Genomic DNA, 18,337 nt, shown 5'->3' with positions numbered 1-18,337 from the left:
CGGTCATCCCGCGCCATTAGGCCTCGGCTGCCACCGCCCTGACGCGCCGGAACGAGGGCAGCAGGATCATCGCCAGCAGCGCCGCCGCCATCATGAGCAAGGCGATGCAGACGGGACTGGCGAAGATGTCGACGCTGCCGTTCGACAGCAGCATGGCGCGGCGCAGGTTCTCCTCCATCGCCGGCCCGAGGATGAAGGCGAGGACGAGCGGCGCCAGCGGACAATCCAGCAGCGAGAGGACGATGCCGAGCACCCCGAACAGGGCAAGGAGCGCGACCTCGAAGGGGCTGTAATTCACCGAATAGATGCCGATGCAGCAGAACAGCAGGATCGCCGGGAACATCAGCCGGTAAGGCACCTGCAGGAGCCTGACCCAGAGGCCGATCAGCGGCAGGTTGATGACGAGCAGCATCAGATTGCCGAGCCACATCGAGGCGATCAGCCCCCAGAACAGCCCGGGTTGGACGGAAGCGAGGTTCGGGCTCGGCGCGATGCCGTGGATCAGCATCGCGCCGGCCATCATCGCCATCACCGAGTTGCTGGGGATACCGAGCGCAAGCATCGGGATGAAGGAGGCCTGGGCGCCGGCATTGTTGGCGGCCTCGGGGCCAGCAACGCCTTCGATCGCGCCATGGCCGAAGCGCTCGGGCGATGATGACAGCTTCTTCTCGGTCGAATAGGAGGCGAAAGAGGCCATCATCGCGCTGCCGCCCGGCAGGATGCCGAGCAAAGCGCCGATGCCAGTGCCGCGCAAGGCAGCGGGCCAGGCCGCCCGGAAATCAGCCGCGGTCAGCCGCAGCGTCGAGACGGCCTGGGCGCGCTCGCCGCCCTGCTCCGGCCGCGCCAGGTTGAGCACGATCTCGGCGATGCCGAACACGCCCATCGACAGGGCGGCGATGCCGATGCCGTCGCGCAGTTCGGCGACGCCGAAGGTGAAGCGGTCGAGGCCGGTGTTGACGTCGGCGCCGACCAGGCCGAGCAGCAATCCGACCAGGATCATGCCGAAGGATTTCAGCAGCGAGCCCTGCGCAAACACGATCGCCGCGATCAGCCCCAGAACCATCAGGCAGAAATACTCCGCCGGGCCGAAGCGCTGCGCTACGGCGGTCAGCGCCGGGCTGAAGAAGGCGATCAGCAGGGTCGTGACCGTGCCGGCGAGGAAGGACGAGAGAGCCGCGGCAGCCAGGGCCGCCCCCGCCCTGCCCTGGCGCGCCATCTCATAGCCGTCGAGACAAGTGACGACCGAGGAGGATTCGCCCGGCAGCCGCATCAGGATCGCTGTGGTCGAGCCGCCATATTGCGCGCCGTAATAGATGCCGGCGAGCATGATCAGCGCCCCGGTCGGCTCAAGGTAATAGGTCAGCGGCAGCAGCATCGCCATGGTGGCGATCGGCCCGAGCCCGGGCAGCACACCAATCAGCGTGCCGACCAGGGCGCCGAGGAAGCAGTACCAGAGGTTGATCGGCGTCGCGGCGACCGTGAGCCCGACGCCGAGCGATGAGATGATCTCGCTCACAGCGGCCAGACCCGGACCGGAAGCTTCAGCAGATAGCCGAACAGCAGCGCGCAGAACCCGGCGAACAGCACGGCGACCACCGGCACCTCGCGCCAGCGCGGCTGCGGATCTCCAAGCGCCGCCACCAGGATGCAGACGAGGCAGGCGAGGAACAGACCGGTCCGCTCGACCAGGCCGGCGAAGAGCAGGATCGCGGCGGCGATCCAGCCCATCGCCCGCAGCGGGAAGTCCGGCCAGCGAAAGGCCCGCAGCCGCATGCCCCTGATCATCACGACGAGGCCGGTGAGGACCAGAGCACCTGCGACGACGCGCGGCAGATAGCCGGGCCCCATATCCAGCGAACTGCCGACCGGATAGGCGCGGCCGATGAGAAGCGCGGCGATGCCCAGAGCTGCGAACAGCAGGCCTGCGAGGATATCACCGGTCGCGCGCACCGCCTGATCGTCGGCAACGATCTCTGCCGGCCCCGTCGAAGGAGCCTGATCCCCGTCCTGCATTCAGCCTCCCGCCGCACAACTGGCGGCCTTGACCGGCCGCTTATGTCATTAGGTCAGTTTTATATACTATTGACCTGATGACAAGCTCGGTGTGATAGGGTCAGCTGCATCGATCAATCACAGCCTGGGAATCTCGATGGCCATCAGCGCAGTCAGGACGGTCGCCATCGACCAGACGCTGTCGGATCCCGAATGGCGCTTCGCGCAGGGGCCGCTCACGCGCATCCGGGGCTTCGCCGTGATCGTCAGCGACGAGCAGGGCATCGAAGGACATGGCTATGTCCGCGCCATGCCACCCTGGACCGAGCCGCTGGAGGTGGTGAAGGCGAGCTTCGACTATCTCTGCGACGGCCTGGTCGGCCAGGACGAGACGGCGATCGGGGCGATCAGGGACCGGCTCGACCGCCGGCTGCACGGCGCCCTGCCGGTGAAGGCCGGGATCGAATGCGCCCTGCTCGACTTGAGGGCGCGGGCGCTCGGCGTGCCGCTGCACGATCTCTATGGCGGCAAGCGCCAGGACCGCTTCGCCAATACGCGGATCATTCCGCTGAAATCGCCGGAGCGCATGGCAGAGGTCGCCGAGGGGCTGGTCGCCGCCGGCTTCCGGCATCTGAAGGTCAAGGTCTCAGGCGAGCCGCAACTCGATCTCGACCGTGTTCGCGCCGTTCGAAGCGCGGTCGGAACCGAAATCGCGCTGATGATCGATGCCAATGAATCCTACACGCCGAAGGCGGCGGTGAAGGCGATCAACGCCATGGCGCGCTTCGGCCTGGAACTCGTCGAGCAGCCGACGGCCGCCACCGATTTCAAGAGCTTCATCGCCGTCGCGAAGGCGCTCGATGTTCCGGTCGAAGCCGATGAGAGCGCGCAGGACCTGCCCTCGATCCTGCAGATCGCCGAGGCCGGCCATGTCGAGTCGATCAATCTGCGCATCCTCAACCATGGCGGCCCGAGCCGAACGGCGCAGGCGGTCGCGATCTGCCGCGCCGCCAATCTCGGCTTCCGCTTCGGCGCGGTGTTCGGCTCGAGCATCATCCACGCCCACACCGTGCATCTGGCGGCGAGCCTGCCGGCGCCGCGCTTCCCGCACGAGTTCTCGGAGATGGCGCTCCTGAACGACGACCGCTTCTCGGGCCTGAGCCTGGAGCGAGGCGAGGTCGCCGTACCGGCCGGAGCCGGTACGGGCCTGACGCTCGCGGACTGAGGCCGGCCTATTCGAACTTGAGCCCGGCCTTGGCGATGATCTCGGCATAGATGGCGATATCGTCCGCGATGATCTTGCCGAACGGGGCTGCCGGGAGATAGGCCGGCTCGCCGCCGAGCCCGCGCAGCTTCTCCTGCGTCGCCGGATCGGCCATGACACGGGCGAGCGTCACGTTCAGCTTGTCGGATATCGCCGACGGCAGCTTGGCCGGCCCGACCAGCCCGACCCAGGAATGCGCGACGAACTGCGGAAAGCCGCTTTCCTTCATGGTCGGCACGTCCGGGAACTCGGGCGAGCGCTTCTCGTTGGTGGTCGCCAGGATGCGGATCTTGCCGGCCTTGGCGAGGTCGCCGAGCTCGCCGCCGATCATCAGCGGCACGTGTCCGGCGACGATATCGTTCAAAGCCGGCCCACTGCCGCGATAGGGGATGTGCTTGATCGGCGCGCCCGAGGCGATGGCGACGAGCTCGCCCGCAAGATGGCTGTAGGTGCCGATGCCGCTGGAGGCATAGCCGAGCGTGTTCGGCTTCTGCTTGGCCAGCGCGACCATCTCCGCGATCGACTTCACCGGCAGGCCGGGATAGGCGCCGATGAAAGTGAAGCCCTCGATCAGCCGGGCGACAGGCGTGAAGTCCTTGACCGAGTCATAGGGCAGCTTCTTGTCGACATTCGGCAGGATCGCCAGCACGCCGGCCGAGGAGAGCAGCAAGGTGTGGCCGTCGGGCTGGGCCTTTGCGACGAAATCGGCGCCGATCGCCCCGCCGGCGCCCGGGCGGCTTTCAACCAGGAAGGGCTGGCCGAGATCCTTGCTCAGCGCATCGGCGATCAGCCGCGCGACCGCCTCGACGCGGCCGCCCGGCGCGAACGGCACGATCATCCTGACCGGCTTGGTCGGATAGCTCTGGGCGGCGGCTCCGCCAAGGCTCAGCGCGAGCAGCCCGAGCGCAGCGGCAAAACTTCGAAAGCGCAGTGATTTCATGGTCGTCTCCCCTTTTTCTATTGTATTGAATCGGCCCGCTCCCGGTCGGGCGGGTCGGTCCCGCCCGGGTGGATCAACTCTCCTGCGCCGGCGCCATCAGCCCATCGACCCGCGCCGCCTGCGCATCGAGATGGTCGAGCAGCGCCTTGATGTGGGGCACGCGCTGCCCCGGCCCGGCATAGGGGACCGCCTCACGCACCAGGGCGAAGAGCCGGCCCGTGACCGCACCCAGCGGCGAGACCTTGCGCATCTCGACCGCCTGCGCGGCGACGAGCAGCTCCATCGCGAAGATCGAGCGGCACAGCGTCGCAAGATCGCCGGCGCGGCGGGCGGCGAGACCGGCCATGCTGGCACGGTCGAGGTTGCCGTTCGAGTGGCTCGAGCTGGCGAGCTCACTCACGACCGGCGCCGCCAGCAGGCGCGCCTCCGAGGTGATCGACTTGTGGAACTGCGCGAGGCCGTTGAAGCCGGGCAGCCCGACCCCGTCTTCCTCGATCAGGCCGACGCTCAGGCCGGACCAGAAGGAATCGGCCTGCTTGGCGAGGCGCTCGGTCGAGCTGGTGACCACCGGCGACAAGGCGAGCCGCGCGACGTCGAGCGCCATCGCCAGCGCGACCATGTCGAAATTGGCGACCGAGACCAGTTCGCCCTGCTCGATGGCGACGACCGGGTTGTTCTGGCTGGCGCGCAGCTCTATCGCGATCTGCCGGCCGGCGAAAGCGAGGCTGTCGGCAGCGGTCCCGTGGATCAGCGGCAGCGAGCGGAAGCTCAGCGGATCCTGCAGATGGCGGGGACCGCCCGGCTTCGCGATGTAGCTGCCGGCGAGATAGCGCCGGATCGCGCCGCCATGGCTCAGCACGCCGTCGAACGGCCGCGACGCCAGGGCAGCGTCCGAGACCACCGACGGGTTCGCCGCGAAACCTTCCATGCTGAGCGCGCCGACCAGGGTGGCGAAGTCCAGCATCCGCGACAGGTCATGGTACGCCATTGCGCCCATGCCCAGCGAGAGCGCGCTCGAATTCAGCAAAGCAAGCGCCTCGCCGGCCGCGAAATCGTGGTCGCGGTAGAGCTCGAGGGCGAGATCGGAGATCGGCGACATGTCGCTCTCGCCCATCGAGCCCCAGAGATGCACCGGGATCTGGCGGTTCGTGTTGAGGGCATCGACGAGCCGGTCAGCGAGCACGCGCCGGACACCGAGATAGCCGCTCGCCATCCCGTTCAGCAGCACGGCCATCATCGCCCTCACCGCCTCATGCGAGGCGAGCGGCCCGTGCCCCATATTGTGGGTGAGCAGCAGGCGCCGGTTGAACTCGGCCACCCGCTCCGGCGCGAGCATGACCCCGGTCTTCGCGCCGACGCTGCTCGTGACGCCATAGACCTTCTCACCGCGACGCACGATGTCGTCGACGACCTTGCGCGAGGCCTCGATCCGGCTGAGGGCCTCGGCACTGAGCGCGACTTTCGCGCCCTGGCGCGCGATCCGTACGATCGTCGCGGGGTCGAGATCCCGCCCGGTGATATCGATCGTGCCAGACATTCCACTCTACCCTTCCAATCAGCCAAGGCCGCCAGGCGCCATCGCGGGCCCGATCATGCGCATTCGAGACATAAAGGGCAATAAGCTAGTTGATTATGTTTTATGATCGAAAGCCGGCCACCGGGCTTACATTTGGCGGGAGGATGAGCTAACTTGTCTGGCTAGCCGGGCAGTCGCGCCGGCGAAGGGAGCCGCATGACCGTCAGCCGCGCCGCAGCGAAGCCGCTGGATTTCAGACGCACCGGGGTCTCCCGTTACAATCAGCTCGCGACCCTGTTCCGCCGGAGGATCGAAGCCGGTCAGTGGCCGGTCGGCGGCCAGATCCCGACGGTCGACGATCTCGCCGTCGAATGCGGTGTCGCACGCGCGACGATCCGCCAGGCGCTCGACCTGCTCGAGGCGGAGCAGTTGATCGAGCGCTACCGCGCCAGAGGCACCTTCGTCCGCAAGCGGCCTACCGAGGATCTATGGTGCGAGGTCGGCACGGACTGGTCCGGCCTGCTGCGGCCGAGCTACAGCGCCACGATCGAGATTCTGCGCGACGTACCGGACCGGATCCTGCACCCGTTCGAAGGACAGATCGGCGAACTCGCGCCAGCCTATCGCGAGGTCAGGCGCCGGCATTGGCGGCATGGCCAGCCCTTCCTCCTGGCTGATCTGCATATCGACGAATCCCTGCGCGAGCGGATTTCGCAGCACGACCTCGAATCGAAGACGGCGCTGCGCCTGATCTCGGAGGTGCCCGGTGTCGAGATCGCCGACGCACGCCAGACGCTGACCGTCGGCACCGCCGATGTCGAAACCGCCGAGGCCCTGACGATCTCGCTCGATGCGCCGGTCGCCTTCGTGCATCGTCAGGCCGTCGACCAGCGCGGCGTGCTGGTCCTCAGTGCGAAGGGCCTTTACCGGGGCGACGTGGTCAGGTTCGACGTCAAGCTGAAGTGACGCGACTGCCCGCGGGCGGCGATCAGCGCCCGGTGAAGACCGGCTTGCGCTTCTCGGCGAAAGCGCGCTGCGCTTCCTTGGTGTCCTCGGTCTGTGCCAGTGCGACGGTCTGTGACTGCTCGAAGCGATAGGCATCCCGCAGCGCCAGCCCCTCGGTCACGTTGAACGAGCGCTTGGCGGCCTGGACCGCGAGCGGGCTCTTGCTCGCGATATCGCGCGCCATGTCCTGCGCGAAACCGAGCAGCTCCGCTGCCGGTATGCAGGCCGAAGCGACGCCCATCCGGTAGAGGTCCGGGCCATGGATCCGCCGCGCCGTGTAGATCAGCATGCGGGCGTCGGATTCGCGGAAGAAGCGGCGGATATGGCTGACGCCGCCGGCGAGGCCGACATCGACCTCGGTCATGGCGAAGAAGCCCTCCTCCGCCACGAGGATGATGTCGCAGCACAGCGCCAGCACGCAGCCGGCGCCAATCGCGGCGCCGTTGACGGCGGCGATCACCGGCTTGCCGCACTCCATCACAGCGTCGAAGGAAGCGCGCACCAGCCGGTTGTGGCGCGGATAGGCTCCGGCTTCGTCCGCAAGGCCCGGCCGTTCCTTGAGATCGGCGCCGGCCGAGAACGCTTTGCCAGCACCTGTCAGCACGATGGCCCGGACCTCGGCACTGTCGTTCAAGCGGTCGAAGATGGCGACGATCTCCTCCCGGAACCGGCGATTCTGGGCGTTCACGGGCGCACGATCGAGCGTCACGGTCGCGACGTGGTCGGCGATCTCAACCTTGAAGCACTCATAGCTGTCGGTCATGTCGGTCTCCTTCGTCCGCGCTGGCTCAGAAGCCGTAGAGCGCGCGGGGATTGTCCACGAGAATGCGCTGCCGGAGCGCCTCGTCCGGAACCCAGTCCCGGAACAGGTCGAGCAGATGGCCGATATCGGGCGCCTTGTCGGCGAGGCGCAAGTGCGGCCAGTCCGAGCCCCAGACCATTCGCTCCGGATTGGCGTCGATCAGCGCGTCGTGGAACGGCCGCAGGTCGGCATAGTCAGGAAATGCCTGCGAGCAGCGGCAGAGCACGAGCTTGACCCAGAGCCAGCCCTCGCGGACCGCCGCCAGGATCGCCCGGAAGGCAGGGTCGTCGACACCGCGCGCGACGACGAGGCCGGCCATGTGATCGAGCGCCACCGGCAGGCCGGCAGCCCGATAGAGCGGCAGCAGCGCGACATGCTGGTCGACGCTTGCCCAAACCTCGGCATGCCAGCCGCGTGCGCCTAGCCGAGGCGCCAGCTCCATCAGCGCATCGCTGCCGACGGCACCCGGAAAGCGCCCGGTGCCACCCGGCACCGTCATGTCGTTGAAGCGCAGGCCGCGCACGCCGAGCTCGTGCCAGTCGTCGAGCTGGGCGTCGGTCACGCTGGCGTCAGCCGCCGCCACGCCCCTGATCCGCCCGCCCGATCGGCCTGTCGCATCGAGGATCGCGGCGGGATCGCTGCCATAAGCGCCGGGCTGGACCAGGACGCCGCGGGCGAGCCCGATCTCGTGGAGCATGTCGCGATGTGCCGCCGCCGGCGCCAGCGGCGGCACATAGTGCATCGCATGAGACACCGGAAAGGCGTCGTAGGGGCCAAAGACATGGGCATGGCAGTCGCTGGCGCCGTCAGGTAGCGCCCAGCCCGGCGCCCGATGCGAGCGCGGTGTCGTGGTCTCGCTCATCACACCTGCACCGCGCTCTCGGCCTGCCGCGGCGCCGGCAGTATCGTCGGACCGGCTCCCTCGACCGCCAATGGCGGCTGTGCGCCATCGGGCAGCGGGATCTCATGCGCGTTCAACGTCAGCGACACCATGGTGTAGTAGCCGATGACGCCGGTCAGCTCGACCGCTCCGCGCTCGCCCCAGCGCGCCACGACGGCCGCATGAACCGCATCGGGAAGGCGCCCCGTCTGCAGCAGCAGCCGGGCGTAATCGTAGATCTCGACCTCGGCCGCCTCCGCGAAAACGGGGCTCTCGCCGAGCCGAATCGCCTCGATGCACGCAGGATCCAGCCCGGCCGCACGCGCCGCCTCGGCATGGATGTGGAATTCGAGCTGGCTGTTCCAGTAGCGGCCGACGACGATGATCGCGAGCTCGTTTAGCTTTGCCGGGAGCGAGGTCGAATAGCGCAGGAACTCGCCCATGCGTGACCAGCGCGTCGCCAGCTCGGGGCTGTGGATGACTGCGCGCAGCGGCCCGACGAGCCGGCCGCGCGGGCCCGAGACGACCTCATCATAGACCTTGCGCTGCTCGTCGCTCAGTTCGTCGGGTGTCGGGAGGTGAAGGCGGGCCATGCTGATCTCCAGGGGCCGGCCTCAGGCCAGCCCGATCTCCTGCAGGATCTCGTCGGTGTGCTGTCCGAGCAGCGGTGGCGCCCGGTCAAAGGCGAGCGGCTCGTTGCGGAAGTTCAGCGGGCTGATCACCTGCGGAACCTGTCCGGCGCTGGGATGCGGCAGTTCCCGCAACAGGCCGCGATGCTTGACCTGCGGATCGTCGAAGACCTCCGGCACGGTATTGATCGGTGCGCAGGGCACACCGGCCGCGTCGAGAGCCGCGATCAGGTCATCGCGATTGCGGCCCGCAAATGCTGCCCGCAGCATCGGATCGAGGAGAGCGTGGTTGCGGACGCGCGCCGGGTTGGTGGCGAAGCGCTCATCCGATGACCAGCCGGGCTGCTCCAGGATAGCGGCGAGCTTGGCGAACTGGCCGTCATTGCCTACGGCCAGGACGATCGAGCCATCGGCGCAGGGAAAAACGTCCTGCGGCTGAATGTTGGGGTGACGATTACCGCCGCGCGACGGGGGCTTGCCCGAGAGCAGCCAGTTCATCGCCTGGTTGGCGAGAAAGGCCGTCTGCACGTCGAGCATGGCAAGATCGATATAGTCGCCCTGCCCCGTCTCGCTGCGCCGCGCCAGCGCCGCCAGCACGCCGATGGTCGTGTACATGCCAGTCATGATGTCGACGATCGGAACGCCGACCTTCTGCGGCCCGGCACCGGGCATGCCGTCGCGCTCACCGGTGATGCTCATCAGGCCGCCCATTGCCTGGATCGCGAAATCATAGGCGGCAGCCTCCCGGCGCGGGCCGCTCTGCCCGAAGCCGGTGACCGAGGCATAGATCAGGCGCGGATTGACGGCCTTCAACGCGTCGTAATCGAGCCCGTAGCGCTTGAGGGCACCAACCTTGTAGTTCTCGACGACGATGTCGCTGACGGCGGCGAGGCGGCGGATCGCCTCCTGGCCCTGCTCCGTCGCGATGTCGAGCGTGATCGAGCGCTTGCCGCGATTGACCGAAAGATAGTACCCGGCCTCGCGCGTCGACTGCCCCTGCTCATCCTTCAGGAAAGGCGGGCCCCAGGAGCGCGTGTCGTCGCCGACATCCGGGCGCTCGACCTTGATCACATCGGCGCCGAGATCGGCGAGGATCTGGGTCGCCCACGGCCCGGCCATGATCCGGCTGAGGTCGAGCACGCGGACATGGCTCAGGGGCCCCTGCCGGGAGTGGCCAGCGTCAGACATCGTCGACGATCTCGGTTGCGATTGCGGAGGGGCGCTTGCGGAATTCCTCGTGCCAGGCGGCAAGCGCCGGGCGCCCTGCCCGCCAATCGAGATCGGTGAAGCGGAAATCGAGATAGGACAGGCAGCAGCCGAGCGCGATGCCGGACAATCCGAGCGGGCCTGGCGCGATCGGGCCGGCCTCGCGCTCCAGACGTGCGAGCGCTGCCAGGTACTTGGTCTCGAACGCCGTCAGCCACGCTGCGGTCTGCGCCTCGCGCGGCTTCCCGCGCTCGTTGCGCCAGAGGATCATGACGTCGAGGAGACCGGTTGCCAGAGCATGCCGGCTCAGTTCCCGGAAGCGCTCCAGACCACTGGCCGGGATGATGAGCCCCCCGCCCGCGAGCGAGTCGAAATACTCGCAGATGACGCCGGAATCGATCAGGACCGTGCCGTCATCGAGCACCAGCGTCGGAATCTTTCCCAGCGGATTGTGGGGGAGCAGATCAGGATTCGGCGCCGTCATCGCCGCCACCGTTCGCCGCAGCGTCAGCCGGTCGACCAGACCGAGCTCATGCGCAGCGACCATCACCTTGCGGACGAAAGGTGATCGCGGCGACCAGTGAAGCAACATCTTGCCCAAGCGAGGCCTCTCCCATTTAGCTTATCAGCTAGTTTTATGGCCTATATCAGCCGCCCCTCCCCTTGTCGAGGCGGCAGGAAAGGCCTCCACAACGGCAAGAGCTGAATAGAACCCTTCACGAGACCGGCCTGAGACCGCTGTCTCCGCACAGCCATGGCGGCCATGTCGAAACTGCAAGGTCCTGCGATTGACCCGATCATGAACGGAATATAGGCTAGTTTAATGACCTAAAAACAATCGGGAGGAGAAGCTATGAAACTGGCATGGGCTACGCTGGGCGCGCTGAGCATCGCGATTCCGTTGACGACGGCCGGGGCTGCGACATTGGACACGGTGAAGTCGCGTGGCCAGCTGATCTGCGGAACGAGCCCGGGCGTGCCCGGCTTCTCCCTGCCCGATGGGCAGGGCCAATGGAACGGGCTCGACGTCGATCTCTGCAAGGCGGTCGCGGCGGCGATCTTCGGCGACCCGGCCAAGGTCAAATATGTCCCGCTGAACCCGAAGGACCGCTTCGCTGCGGTCCAGTCGGGCGAGGTCGACGTCCTGTCCCGGCAAGCGACCTGGACGCTGTCGCGGGACAGCTCGCTCGGCCTCTCCTTCTCGCCGATCACCTATTTCGACGGGCAGGCCCTGATGGTGAAGAAGGCGCTCGGCGTCAAATCCGCCAAGGAGCTGAACAGCGCCACGATCTGCGTCCAGGGCGGCACCACCACCGAGCTCAACATCGCCGATTTCTTCCAGAAGAACGGGCTGAAATACGACCCGGTCTCCTTCGCCTCCGGCGACGAGGCGATCAAGGCTTTCGAGGCCGGACGCTGCGACGCCTTCACCACCGATGCCTCGGCCCTCTACGCCTACAGGCTGAAGGTGGCGAACCCGCAGGACTTCGTCGTCCTGCCCGAGCTGATCTCGAAGGAGCCGCTTGGCCCGGCGGTGCGCCGCGGTGACGAAGCCTGGGCGAACATCGTCAGATGGACCCACTACGCGATGGTCAACGCTGAGGAATTGGGCCTGACCTCGGCCAATGTCGACCAGCAGCTCAAGTCGGACAATCCAGAGGTCAAGCGTTTCCTCGGCGTCGACGGCAAGCTCGGCGAAGGCCTCGGCCTGTCCAACGACTGGGCCTACAGAATCGTCAAGCAGGTCGGGAACTACGGCGAGAGCTATGAGCGCTCGCTCGGCCCGAACTCGCCCCTCGGCATTCCGCGCGGGACGAACAACCTCTGGACCAAGGGCGGGCTGCAATACGCCCCGCCGCTCCGATAGGAGCGGCCCCCGCGCAAAAGCGCCCGCGGGTCGATGGTTCGGTGAACAACCGTCAACAATCTGGCCCGCAGCCGCTTGCAGTACATCGATCCCTGTTGGATCGTCCGCTCAGCCGGAATCCCGGAAGGCCCATGGAAGCGGGCCCGGCTGGCCAGGAAACCAGAGCTGATGAATGCGACACCTCGCGAGCGGCTCGTCATCGTGGAGGACGATCCCGTCACCCGCGCGGTGATTGCGGGGTACTTCACGGATCAAGGCTTCCATGTCGAGGAAGCGGAGACCATCGCGCAGGCGAAGCGCGCCGTCCGCAGCTTCAAGCCTGAGCTGGTCTTCATCGACGTCGTCCTGCCCGACGGGGATGGGTTCGACCTGGCCCGCGAGCTGCAATCGTTCTCGGACGCCGGCATCATCTTCGTGACGCACCGCGATGCCGACACCGACCGGATCGTCGGCCTCGAACTCGCCGGTGACCATTATGTCAGCAAGCCCGTCGACCTGCGCGACCTTCTCGCCAGGACCCGGTCATTGCTGCGCCGGCGCAGGATCGAGCGCGACACGGCACGCCGCAACACCACCGCCACGTTCGGCCCGTTCCATATCGACCTGTTGCGGCGCGAGCTCGCGACGATCAACGGCGAACCGATCCGCCTGACGCGCGGGGAGTTCGACCTGCTCGCGGCGCTCGTCGAGAGCGACAGCCACCCCCTGACCCGCGACTACCTGATCGAGGTCGTCAGCAATCGCAACACCAATGTCGACGCGCGCAGCGTGGACGCGTTGATCGCACGCCTGCGGAAGAAGCTGCGCGATGCAGGTGCGCCAGGGCTGATCGTGACCGTCGGCGGGATCGGCTACAAGCTCGGCGTGCCCGCCGAACGAGACGTCTAGGGCGCGGTCGCGGCGATAGGCGCCTGCTCCAGCTTGGCGAGGACTGCGAAGGCGTCGCTCCGGGCCTCGTGGAGCGCCTCGATCGCCAGCGCCAGCGCCTCGAGGTCGGTGCCGACCGCATCGCGTTCCAGCGCAGAGGCCAGCGCGAAGACCCGGCCGAAACCGACAGCCCCGGCCGAACTGGCGAGCTGGTGCGCCAACCGCCTGAGCTCGGCCCGATCCGGCGCCGCCAGCGCCGCCTGCATCTCCCTCAGGATCGCCTCCGACACGCTCGTGAACAGAGAGACCAGCTGCCGCGTGCGCCCCTCTCCGATCAGGCGGCTCTGGGCCTGAAAGAAGACCAGGTCGACGGATTGGTCCGCCGACAGGGCCGAGACCGGCCTCGGGCCGCTACGCCCCCGCCCGATCACCTGCAGGAGGGCCACGGAGGTGATCGGCTTGGACAGGATCGTCGTCAGCCCCGCCGCCCGCATCCGCCGCATCGTCTCCGGGGAGACATCGGCCGTCAGCGCGACGATCCGCGGCAGCGCGATGCCGGGCAAGGCGCGGATCGCCAAGGCAGTTTCGATTCCGTCGATCCCGCTCATGTGCATGTCGAGCAGAACGAGGTCGAAAGCGCTCTTGCGCAGCGTTTTCAGCGCCGCCTCACCCGAGGGCACAGCCTGCACCTTGTGCCCGGCCTTGCCGACCATGAGCCGGGCGACCTCTCGCGTCACAGGATCATCATCGACCACGAGAATCCGTTGCAACTGCCCGATCGCCATCTTTCCCGACTGCGCCGCAGCCTTCGCCGCAGCAATCGGCAGGTTGACCGAGAAGGTGCTGCCTTGCCCACTGGCGCTGACGACCGAGATCGAGCCGCCCATCAGCTCCGCCAGCTTGTTGCAGATCGCCAGACCAAGCCCGACGCCGCCATTGCGGCGACCGGTTTCCGGATCGACCTGCACGAAATCCCGGAAGATGGCGCCCTGCATTGCCGGATCGATGCCGATGCCCGTGTCGCGCACCGTCAGCATCAACTCCCCGCCCTTCCCCGGCTGCGCGGACTGCAACTCGGCGCCGAGCTCGACCTCACCCCGTTCGGTAAAGCTGATCGCGTTGCGCAACAGGTTGACCAGGATGCGGTGGATCTTGCCGGCGTCGCCGTGGAGGCGCATGCCATCGGGCGGCCGGCGTAGCGTCAGGGCCAGCCCCTTCTGCTCGGCCAGGGGGCGCATCAACGCCGCGGCACCACCAAGCAGGACCCCCAGCTCGAAATCGCGCGGATCCAGCCCCTCGGTCCCGGCCTCGAGCCGCGACAGGTCGAGCGTCGCATTGGCCAGGTCGACCAGGGCCTCGCCGGAGGCCGCAGCCATGGTGACGAGGCGTCGGTCGCGCTGGCTCAGGCGGCCTCGGTCGATCAGCTCCAGCACGCCGAGCACGCCCGCGAGCGGGGTGCGGATGTCGTGTCCGACCACGGCGAGGAACCGGGACTTCGCCCGCGTCGCTTCCTCGGCCGCCTTCTGCCCGGCGGAAGCGAGTTCGAGCGCCTTCGCCAGAGCCTCGGTGCGCACGGCGACCCGGTCCTCCAGAACAGTGCGGCTCTCAGCGAGGCGCTGGGCCATCAGGTTGAACTGTTCCCCGAGCTCCTGCAGCTCGTCGCCGGTGCGGATGTCGATCCGCTCGTCGAGCTGCCCCTGGCCGATCCGCGCTGCGCCTGCGCCGAGGGCCTTGATCGGAGCGACGAGCTTGCGGCTCAGCACGATGCCGGCCAGGACCGCGATGACCAGCGTGATGGCAAGAAGCGCCAGCGAGCGCAGGATCGAGGCGTATATCGGCGCGAAGGCCTCGCTTTCCGGGAGGTCGACCACGACATTCCAGTCCAGAGCCGGGACGGCCGCCATCACGGACAGGACCCTTCGGCCCTCGACATCCGTCACCAGAAGCCCGGCGCCCCGGTCACCCGCAGCTCCATGCGCGTTCACCAGATCGGCGAGGTTGGTATTGCGGAGGACGAAGCGAAGATCCGGATGCGCGATCAGCCGTCCGGATCGCGTGACGATATAGGCGCGGCCCGCCTCTCCAACCTTGAGCCGGGACACCAGATCACGAATGAAGACGAGATTGACGGTCGCCTGCGCTACCCAATTGGGCGCGGATGCTGAGCGCCTGAGCAGCACCATATGAGGCTCGGAGCCGCGCCGGAACTCGACATCTCCATAGAAGCTGCCTTGCTCGCGCGCCGCCAGAACGCCGGGGTCAGCCGACCAGTCGATGCCACTGCCTGTCCGGTCCTTCGCGAAACGCGAGAGCAGGAGCTGTTCGCGTCCCGCCGGATCGATCAGACGCAGCTCGAGGATGGCAGGAACCTGGCGCAGCAGCCGCAGGCCGTCGAGGCGGCGCTCCTCAGATGAGCTGTTGCCGGCACCGCTCTGGGCCGCCCAGTCGAGATGCCCCATGATCTCGGCAACGAAGGCGCCGATCCGCTGCGCCGCGGCGCGGGCCTGCTCCTGCTGGACCCGCACCAGGAGCGCCTTCTGGTCCGAAAAGGCGGAGAAGGTCGTGACGGCGGCGTTGAGCCCGAGGGCAAGACAGATCGCGATGCCGACGAAAATCGCATACTTGCGGGCAAGGCCGCCGCGCGGATGCGGTCCCCTGCTGCTTGCGCCCGTGCCGCGCTCGATCACGAGATGATCCGATTCGCGCGGATGCGCAGCGATGGCGGCAAGCTCAATCCCAGGGCGGCGGCAGCGCCTTCATGGATGACCAGCTCGAAGCTGCGCGAAAACTGCACCGGCAGCTCGGCGACATTGGCGCCGCGCAGGATGAGATCGACATAGGATGCCATCAGCCCGGCCGCTTCCTCCCGCGCACCGGTATATGACATCAATCCGCCCTGCAGCGTGAACGTATCGAACGGGTAGATGGCCGGCAGCGCCTCCCGCGCGGCGGCGGCTGTGCAGGCAGCAGCATGACGGAATGTGAAGCTGTCCGGCAGGAACAGCAGGCCGCCCCCTGCCCCTGCGGCGGCGAACCGGCCGATCTCGCTCCCGATCGCGGCCGGCTCGGTCACGTGAATGATCTCGACGGCGAGCGCCTCTCCCGAAGCGCCGGCCCGCAGGCTGGCCAGATAGGTCTTGCCGGCGGCCGGCGTCGTATGCGGGTTGAAGACGACGCCGATGCGGCGCGTCGCCGGCGCGATCTCGGCCAGCAGCTCGACCCATTTTTCCGACATGGCGGGCGCGTTGTTGCTGAAGCCGGTGGCATTGCCGTCCGGGCGCTCGAGCGTGCGTACGAAGCCGCTGCCGACGGGATCGGATGCCGTGGAGAACAATACGGGGATCTGCCGGGTTTCGGCCAGGACGGCGGCAGTCTCGGCGCTGGAGCCGACGAGGATGATATCGGGCCTGTCGCGGACCACCTCGGCGGCGGCCCGGACCAGATCATCGTCGCTCGGACCCGAGAAGCGCCAGGTCACGCGCAGATTGCGTCCCTCGACCCAGCCCCGCTCGGCCAGCAACTGTTTGAATTCGATGATCCTGGTACGCACGAGCGGATGATCGAGCGGGACTCCGACCATGACCGAGAGCCGCCTGACCGGCTCAGCCGACCGGGCCAGACGAGCGGGCATGGCGAGCCCGCATGTTGCCAGAGCAACCAGAAGGGAGCGGCGACGCATGAGCAAACCAGGATGGACGAGGGGCGCCCCAGCCGCGCCCCTTGCGCCAAGCTTCGCATGCTCCGCCGGGGCGCGTCGAGAGAGTCGCGCCCCAGCTTCCTCAGCGGGCAAGTTCAGCGCGCGCGGCTGACGTTCCAGTAGACCGGCACGCCCGGTGTGAGCAGCCCGGCCAGGTTCGCCTGATGGCCGCGGACGAGCCAGAACTGGCCGACCGGGACGTAAGGAACGGTCTCGACGGCGCGTTCCTGGATCTGGCGCGCGATCGCCTTGCGGCCATTCAGGTCCGGTGCGGAGGTGAAGGCTTCGCGCAGCTTCTCGATCGCCTCGTCGCAAGGCCAGCCGAACCAGGCCTTGTCGCAGTTCGAGCGCAGAGCGAGATGCCCGACCGGCTCCGACATGTCGGGCGCAGCCGGGCCGGACAGGAAGGCCGACCAGCCGCCCTGCTCGACCGGATTCTTGCTGGTGCGGCGGCTGGAGAGCGTGCCCCAGTCCATCGCCTGGTAATCGACGTTGAGGCCGATATCCCGCATCATCTGCGCCACCACCAGCGTATGGGGGCTGAGTGCGGTTTCGGTCGCATCGAGAAGCACTATCTTCTCGCCCTTGTAGCCGCTTTCGGCGATCAGCTTCTTGGCTGCCACCGCATCGGGCTTCGGCCAGGCGGCATCGGTGAAGTACGGCGAGTCGCACATGTAGACGGAGGGGCAATTGGCATAGAGCGCCTTGTCCTCGACATAGGCGCGCAGGGTCAGCTCCTGATCGACCAGGCGCAGGATCGCCTGGCGCAGCTTGGGATTGCTGAAGGGCGGCTGCAGCTGGTTCATCCGGAAGACACCCTGCAGGGCCGAGAGCCTGGCGATCTTGACGCGCGCATTGCCCTTGACCAGCGGGATCATGTCCGGCGGCAACTCCTCGAAGATGTCGATCTCGCCGGCCTGAAGGGCGTTCAGGGCGGTCTGCGCATCCGGCATGATCTGCCATTCGACCCGATCGACCTTGGCGACCTTGCCGCCGGCGAGCCCGTCCGGCTCCTCGCTGCGCGGGAGATACATCGGGGCCTTCGCGTAGACGATTTTGGCGCCGGGCGACCATTGTTCCTTGACCAGCATGAACGGCCCCGACCCCGTCGCATCGGTGATGTTCTGGCTGGAGGGCGTCGCGGCGATCCGGGCCGGCATGATCACCGGCAGCATCGAGCTCGGCTTGCCGAGCGCCTCGAGGACGAGCCCCCAGCGGTTCTTCAGGACGAGCGTCACCGTCCTGGCGTCGGTCGCGCTCAGCGAAGCCGTGTTGGCGAAGAGCTGCTGGCCGAGCCCGTCGCGCTCGCCCCAGCGCTTCAGCGAGGCGACGACGTCATCGGCCGTCACCGGCTGGTTATCGTGGAACTTCAGCCCGTCGCGCAGCACGAAGGTCCAGGTCAGCCCGTCCGGCGAGGCCGTGTAGTTCGCGACCATCTGCGGCTTGATCAGCCCGGCCGAATCCTGCGCGAACAGCATGTCGTAGACCATGTAGCCATGGTTGCGGACCATGTAGTCCGAGGTGGTCATCGGATCGAGCGTGCGCAGGTCGCCGAAGGGCCTGACCTTGAGTACGCTCTGCGCCGCCGCCGGCAACGCGGCGAGCGTCAATGCCAGCGCCGCCGAACCGAGCGCCATTCGCCTGATGAAACCCGTCATCCTGTCCTCCCTGA

16 protein-coding genes are annotated in these 18,337 nt (G+C 67.5%); 4 read left to right on the top strand and 12 right to left on the bottom strand.

Features of this window, described 5'->3' with window-relative positions; all coding sequences use genetic code 11:
- Positions 1-16: 16 nt before the first annotated feature.
- On the bottom strand, positions 17-1,516 hold the full coding sequence (locus tag ACWIGM_RS16695; protein ID WP_454027086.1) for a tripartite tricarboxylate transporter permease: 1,500 nt from the start codon (positions 1,514-1,516) through the stop codon (positions 17-19).
- Positions 1,513-2,013 (bottom strand): tripartite tricarboxylate transporter TctB family protein, encoded by a 501-nt coding sequence (locus ACWIGM_RS16690; RefSeq protein ID WP_454027085.1) that lies wholly within the window; start codon positions 2,011-2,013, stop codon positions 1,513-1,515. Before ACWIGM_RS16690 ends, ACWIGM_RS16695 begins: the two co-directional genes overlap by 4 nt.
- A gap of 136 nt (positions 2,014-2,149) precedes the next feature.
- On the opposite strand from ACWIGM_RS16690, the gene ACWIGM_RS16685 reads away from it, so the two are divergent.
- A complete protein-coding gene (locus ACWIGM_RS16685) occupies positions 2,150-3,217 on the top strand; it encodes a mandelate racemase/muconate lactonizing enzyme family protein (protein ID WP_454027084.1) in 1,068 nt (355 codons plus the stop codon).
- Positions 3,218-3,224: 7 nt separating this feature from the next.
- Here the strand turns inward: ACWIGM_RS16685 and ACWIGM_RS16680 are convergent, their stop codons facing one another.
- Positions 3,225-4,196 (bottom strand): Bug family tripartite tricarboxylate transporter substrate binding protein, encoded by a 972-nt coding sequence (locus ACWIGM_RS16680; RefSeq protein WP_454027083.1) that lies wholly within the window; start codon positions 4,194-4,196, stop codon positions 3,225-3,227.
- A gap of 73 nt (positions 4,197-4,269) precedes the next feature.
- Entirely contained in the window at positions 4,270-5,733 is a 1,464-nt protein-coding gene (locus ACWIGM_RS16675; protein ID WP_454027082.1) for an aromatic amino acid lyase, read from the bottom strand.
- Between the two features lie 195 nt (positions 5,734-5,928).
- On the opposite strand from ACWIGM_RS16675, the gene ACWIGM_RS16670 reads away from it, so the two are divergent.
- Entirely contained in the window at positions 5,929-6,678 is a 750-nt protein-coding gene (locus ACWIGM_RS16670; RefSeq protein WP_454027081.1) for a GntR family transcriptional regulator, read from the top strand.
- Positions 6,679-6,700: 22 nt separating this feature from the next.
- Here ACWIGM_RS16670 and ACWIGM_RS16665 read toward each other — a convergent pair whose 3' ends face one another.
- Genes ACWIGM_RS16665 through ACWIGM_RS16645 form a run of 5 tightly spaced genes read right to left on the bottom strand, consistent with a single transcriptional unit; the run spans position 6,701 to position 10,826 of the window.
- The gene (locus ACWIGM_RS16665; protein ID WP_454027080.1) at positions 6,701-7,480 is read right to left on the bottom strand and encodes an enoyl-CoA hydratase/isomerase family protein; all 780 of its coding nucleotides are present in this window, start codon (positions 7,478-7,480) and stop codon (positions 6,701-6,703) included.
- Between the two features lie 25 nt (positions 7,481-7,505).
- Entirely contained in the window at positions 7,506-8,381 is an 876-nt protein-coding gene (locus ACWIGM_RS16660; protein WP_454027079.1) for an amidohydrolase family protein, read from the bottom strand.
- Positions 8,381-8,992, bottom strand: a complete 612-nt coding sequence (locus ACWIGM_RS16655; RefSeq protein WP_454027078.1) for a carboxymuconolactone decarboxylase family protein — start codon at positions 8,990-8,992, stop codon at positions 8,381-8,383. Before ACWIGM_RS16655 ends, ACWIGM_RS16660 begins: the two co-directional genes overlap by 1 nt.
- Positions 8,993-9,013: 21 nt before the next feature.
- Complete coding sequence (locus tag ACWIGM_RS16650) at positions 9,014-10,216, bottom strand: CaiB/BaiF CoA transferase family protein (RefSeq protein ID WP_454027077.1); 1,203 nt, start codon at positions 10,214-10,216, stop codon at positions 9,014-9,016.
- A complete protein-coding gene (locus ACWIGM_RS16645) occupies positions 10,209-10,826 on the bottom strand; it encodes a glutathione S-transferase family protein (protein ID WP_454028012.1) in 618 nt (205 codons plus the stop codon). Before ACWIGM_RS16645 ends, ACWIGM_RS16650 begins: the two co-directional genes overlap by 8 nt.
- 261 nt (positions 10,827-11,087) lie before the next feature.
- Between ACWIGM_RS16645 and ACWIGM_RS16640 the strand changes: the two genes are divergently transcribed.
- Positions 11,088-12,101 carry an amino acid ABC transporter substrate-binding protein gene (locus ACWIGM_RS16640; RefSeq protein ID WP_454027076.1) on the top strand — a complete coding sequence of 338 codons (1,014 nt, stop codon included), beginning with the start codon at positions 11,088-11,090 and terminating at the stop codon, positions 12,099-12,101.
- A gap of 168 nt (positions 12,102-12,269) precedes the next feature.
- Positions 12,270-12,989, top strand: a complete 720-nt coding sequence (locus ACWIGM_RS16635) for a response regulator (RefSeq protein ID WP_454027075.1) — start codon at positions 12,270-12,272, stop codon at positions 12,987-12,989.
- Here the strand turns inward: ACWIGM_RS16635 and ACWIGM_RS16630 are convergent.
- From ACWIGM_RS16630 to ACWIGM_RS16620, 3 genes are all read right to left on the bottom strand, one after another.
- Entirely contained in the window at positions 12,986-15,655 is a 2,670-nt protein-coding gene (locus ACWIGM_RS16630) for an ATP-binding protein (RefSeq protein ID WP_454027074.1), read from the bottom strand. The two genes, ACWIGM_RS16635 and ACWIGM_RS16630, sit on opposite strands and share 4 nt — an antisense overlap.
- Positions 15,652-16,599 carry an ABC transporter substrate-binding protein gene (locus ACWIGM_RS16625; RefSeq protein ID WP_454027073.1) on the bottom strand — a complete coding sequence of 316 codons (948 nt, stop codon included), beginning with the start codon at positions 16,597-16,599 and terminating at the stop codon, positions 15,652-15,654. Before ACWIGM_RS16625 ends, ACWIGM_RS16630 begins: the two co-directional genes overlap by 4 nt.
- Positions 16,600-16,760: 161 nt before the next feature.
- Positions 16,761-18,323, bottom strand: a complete 1,563-nt coding sequence (locus tag ACWIGM_RS16620) for an ABC transporter substrate-binding protein (RefSeq protein WP_454027072.1) — start codon at positions 18,321-18,323, stop codon at positions 16,761-16,763.
- Positions 18,324-18,337: the final 14 nt, after the last annotated feature.

Source organism: Allobosea sp. NPDC055332 (assembly GCF_053645455.1).
This window is presented reverse-complemented; position numbering and strand designations above follow the sequence as displayed.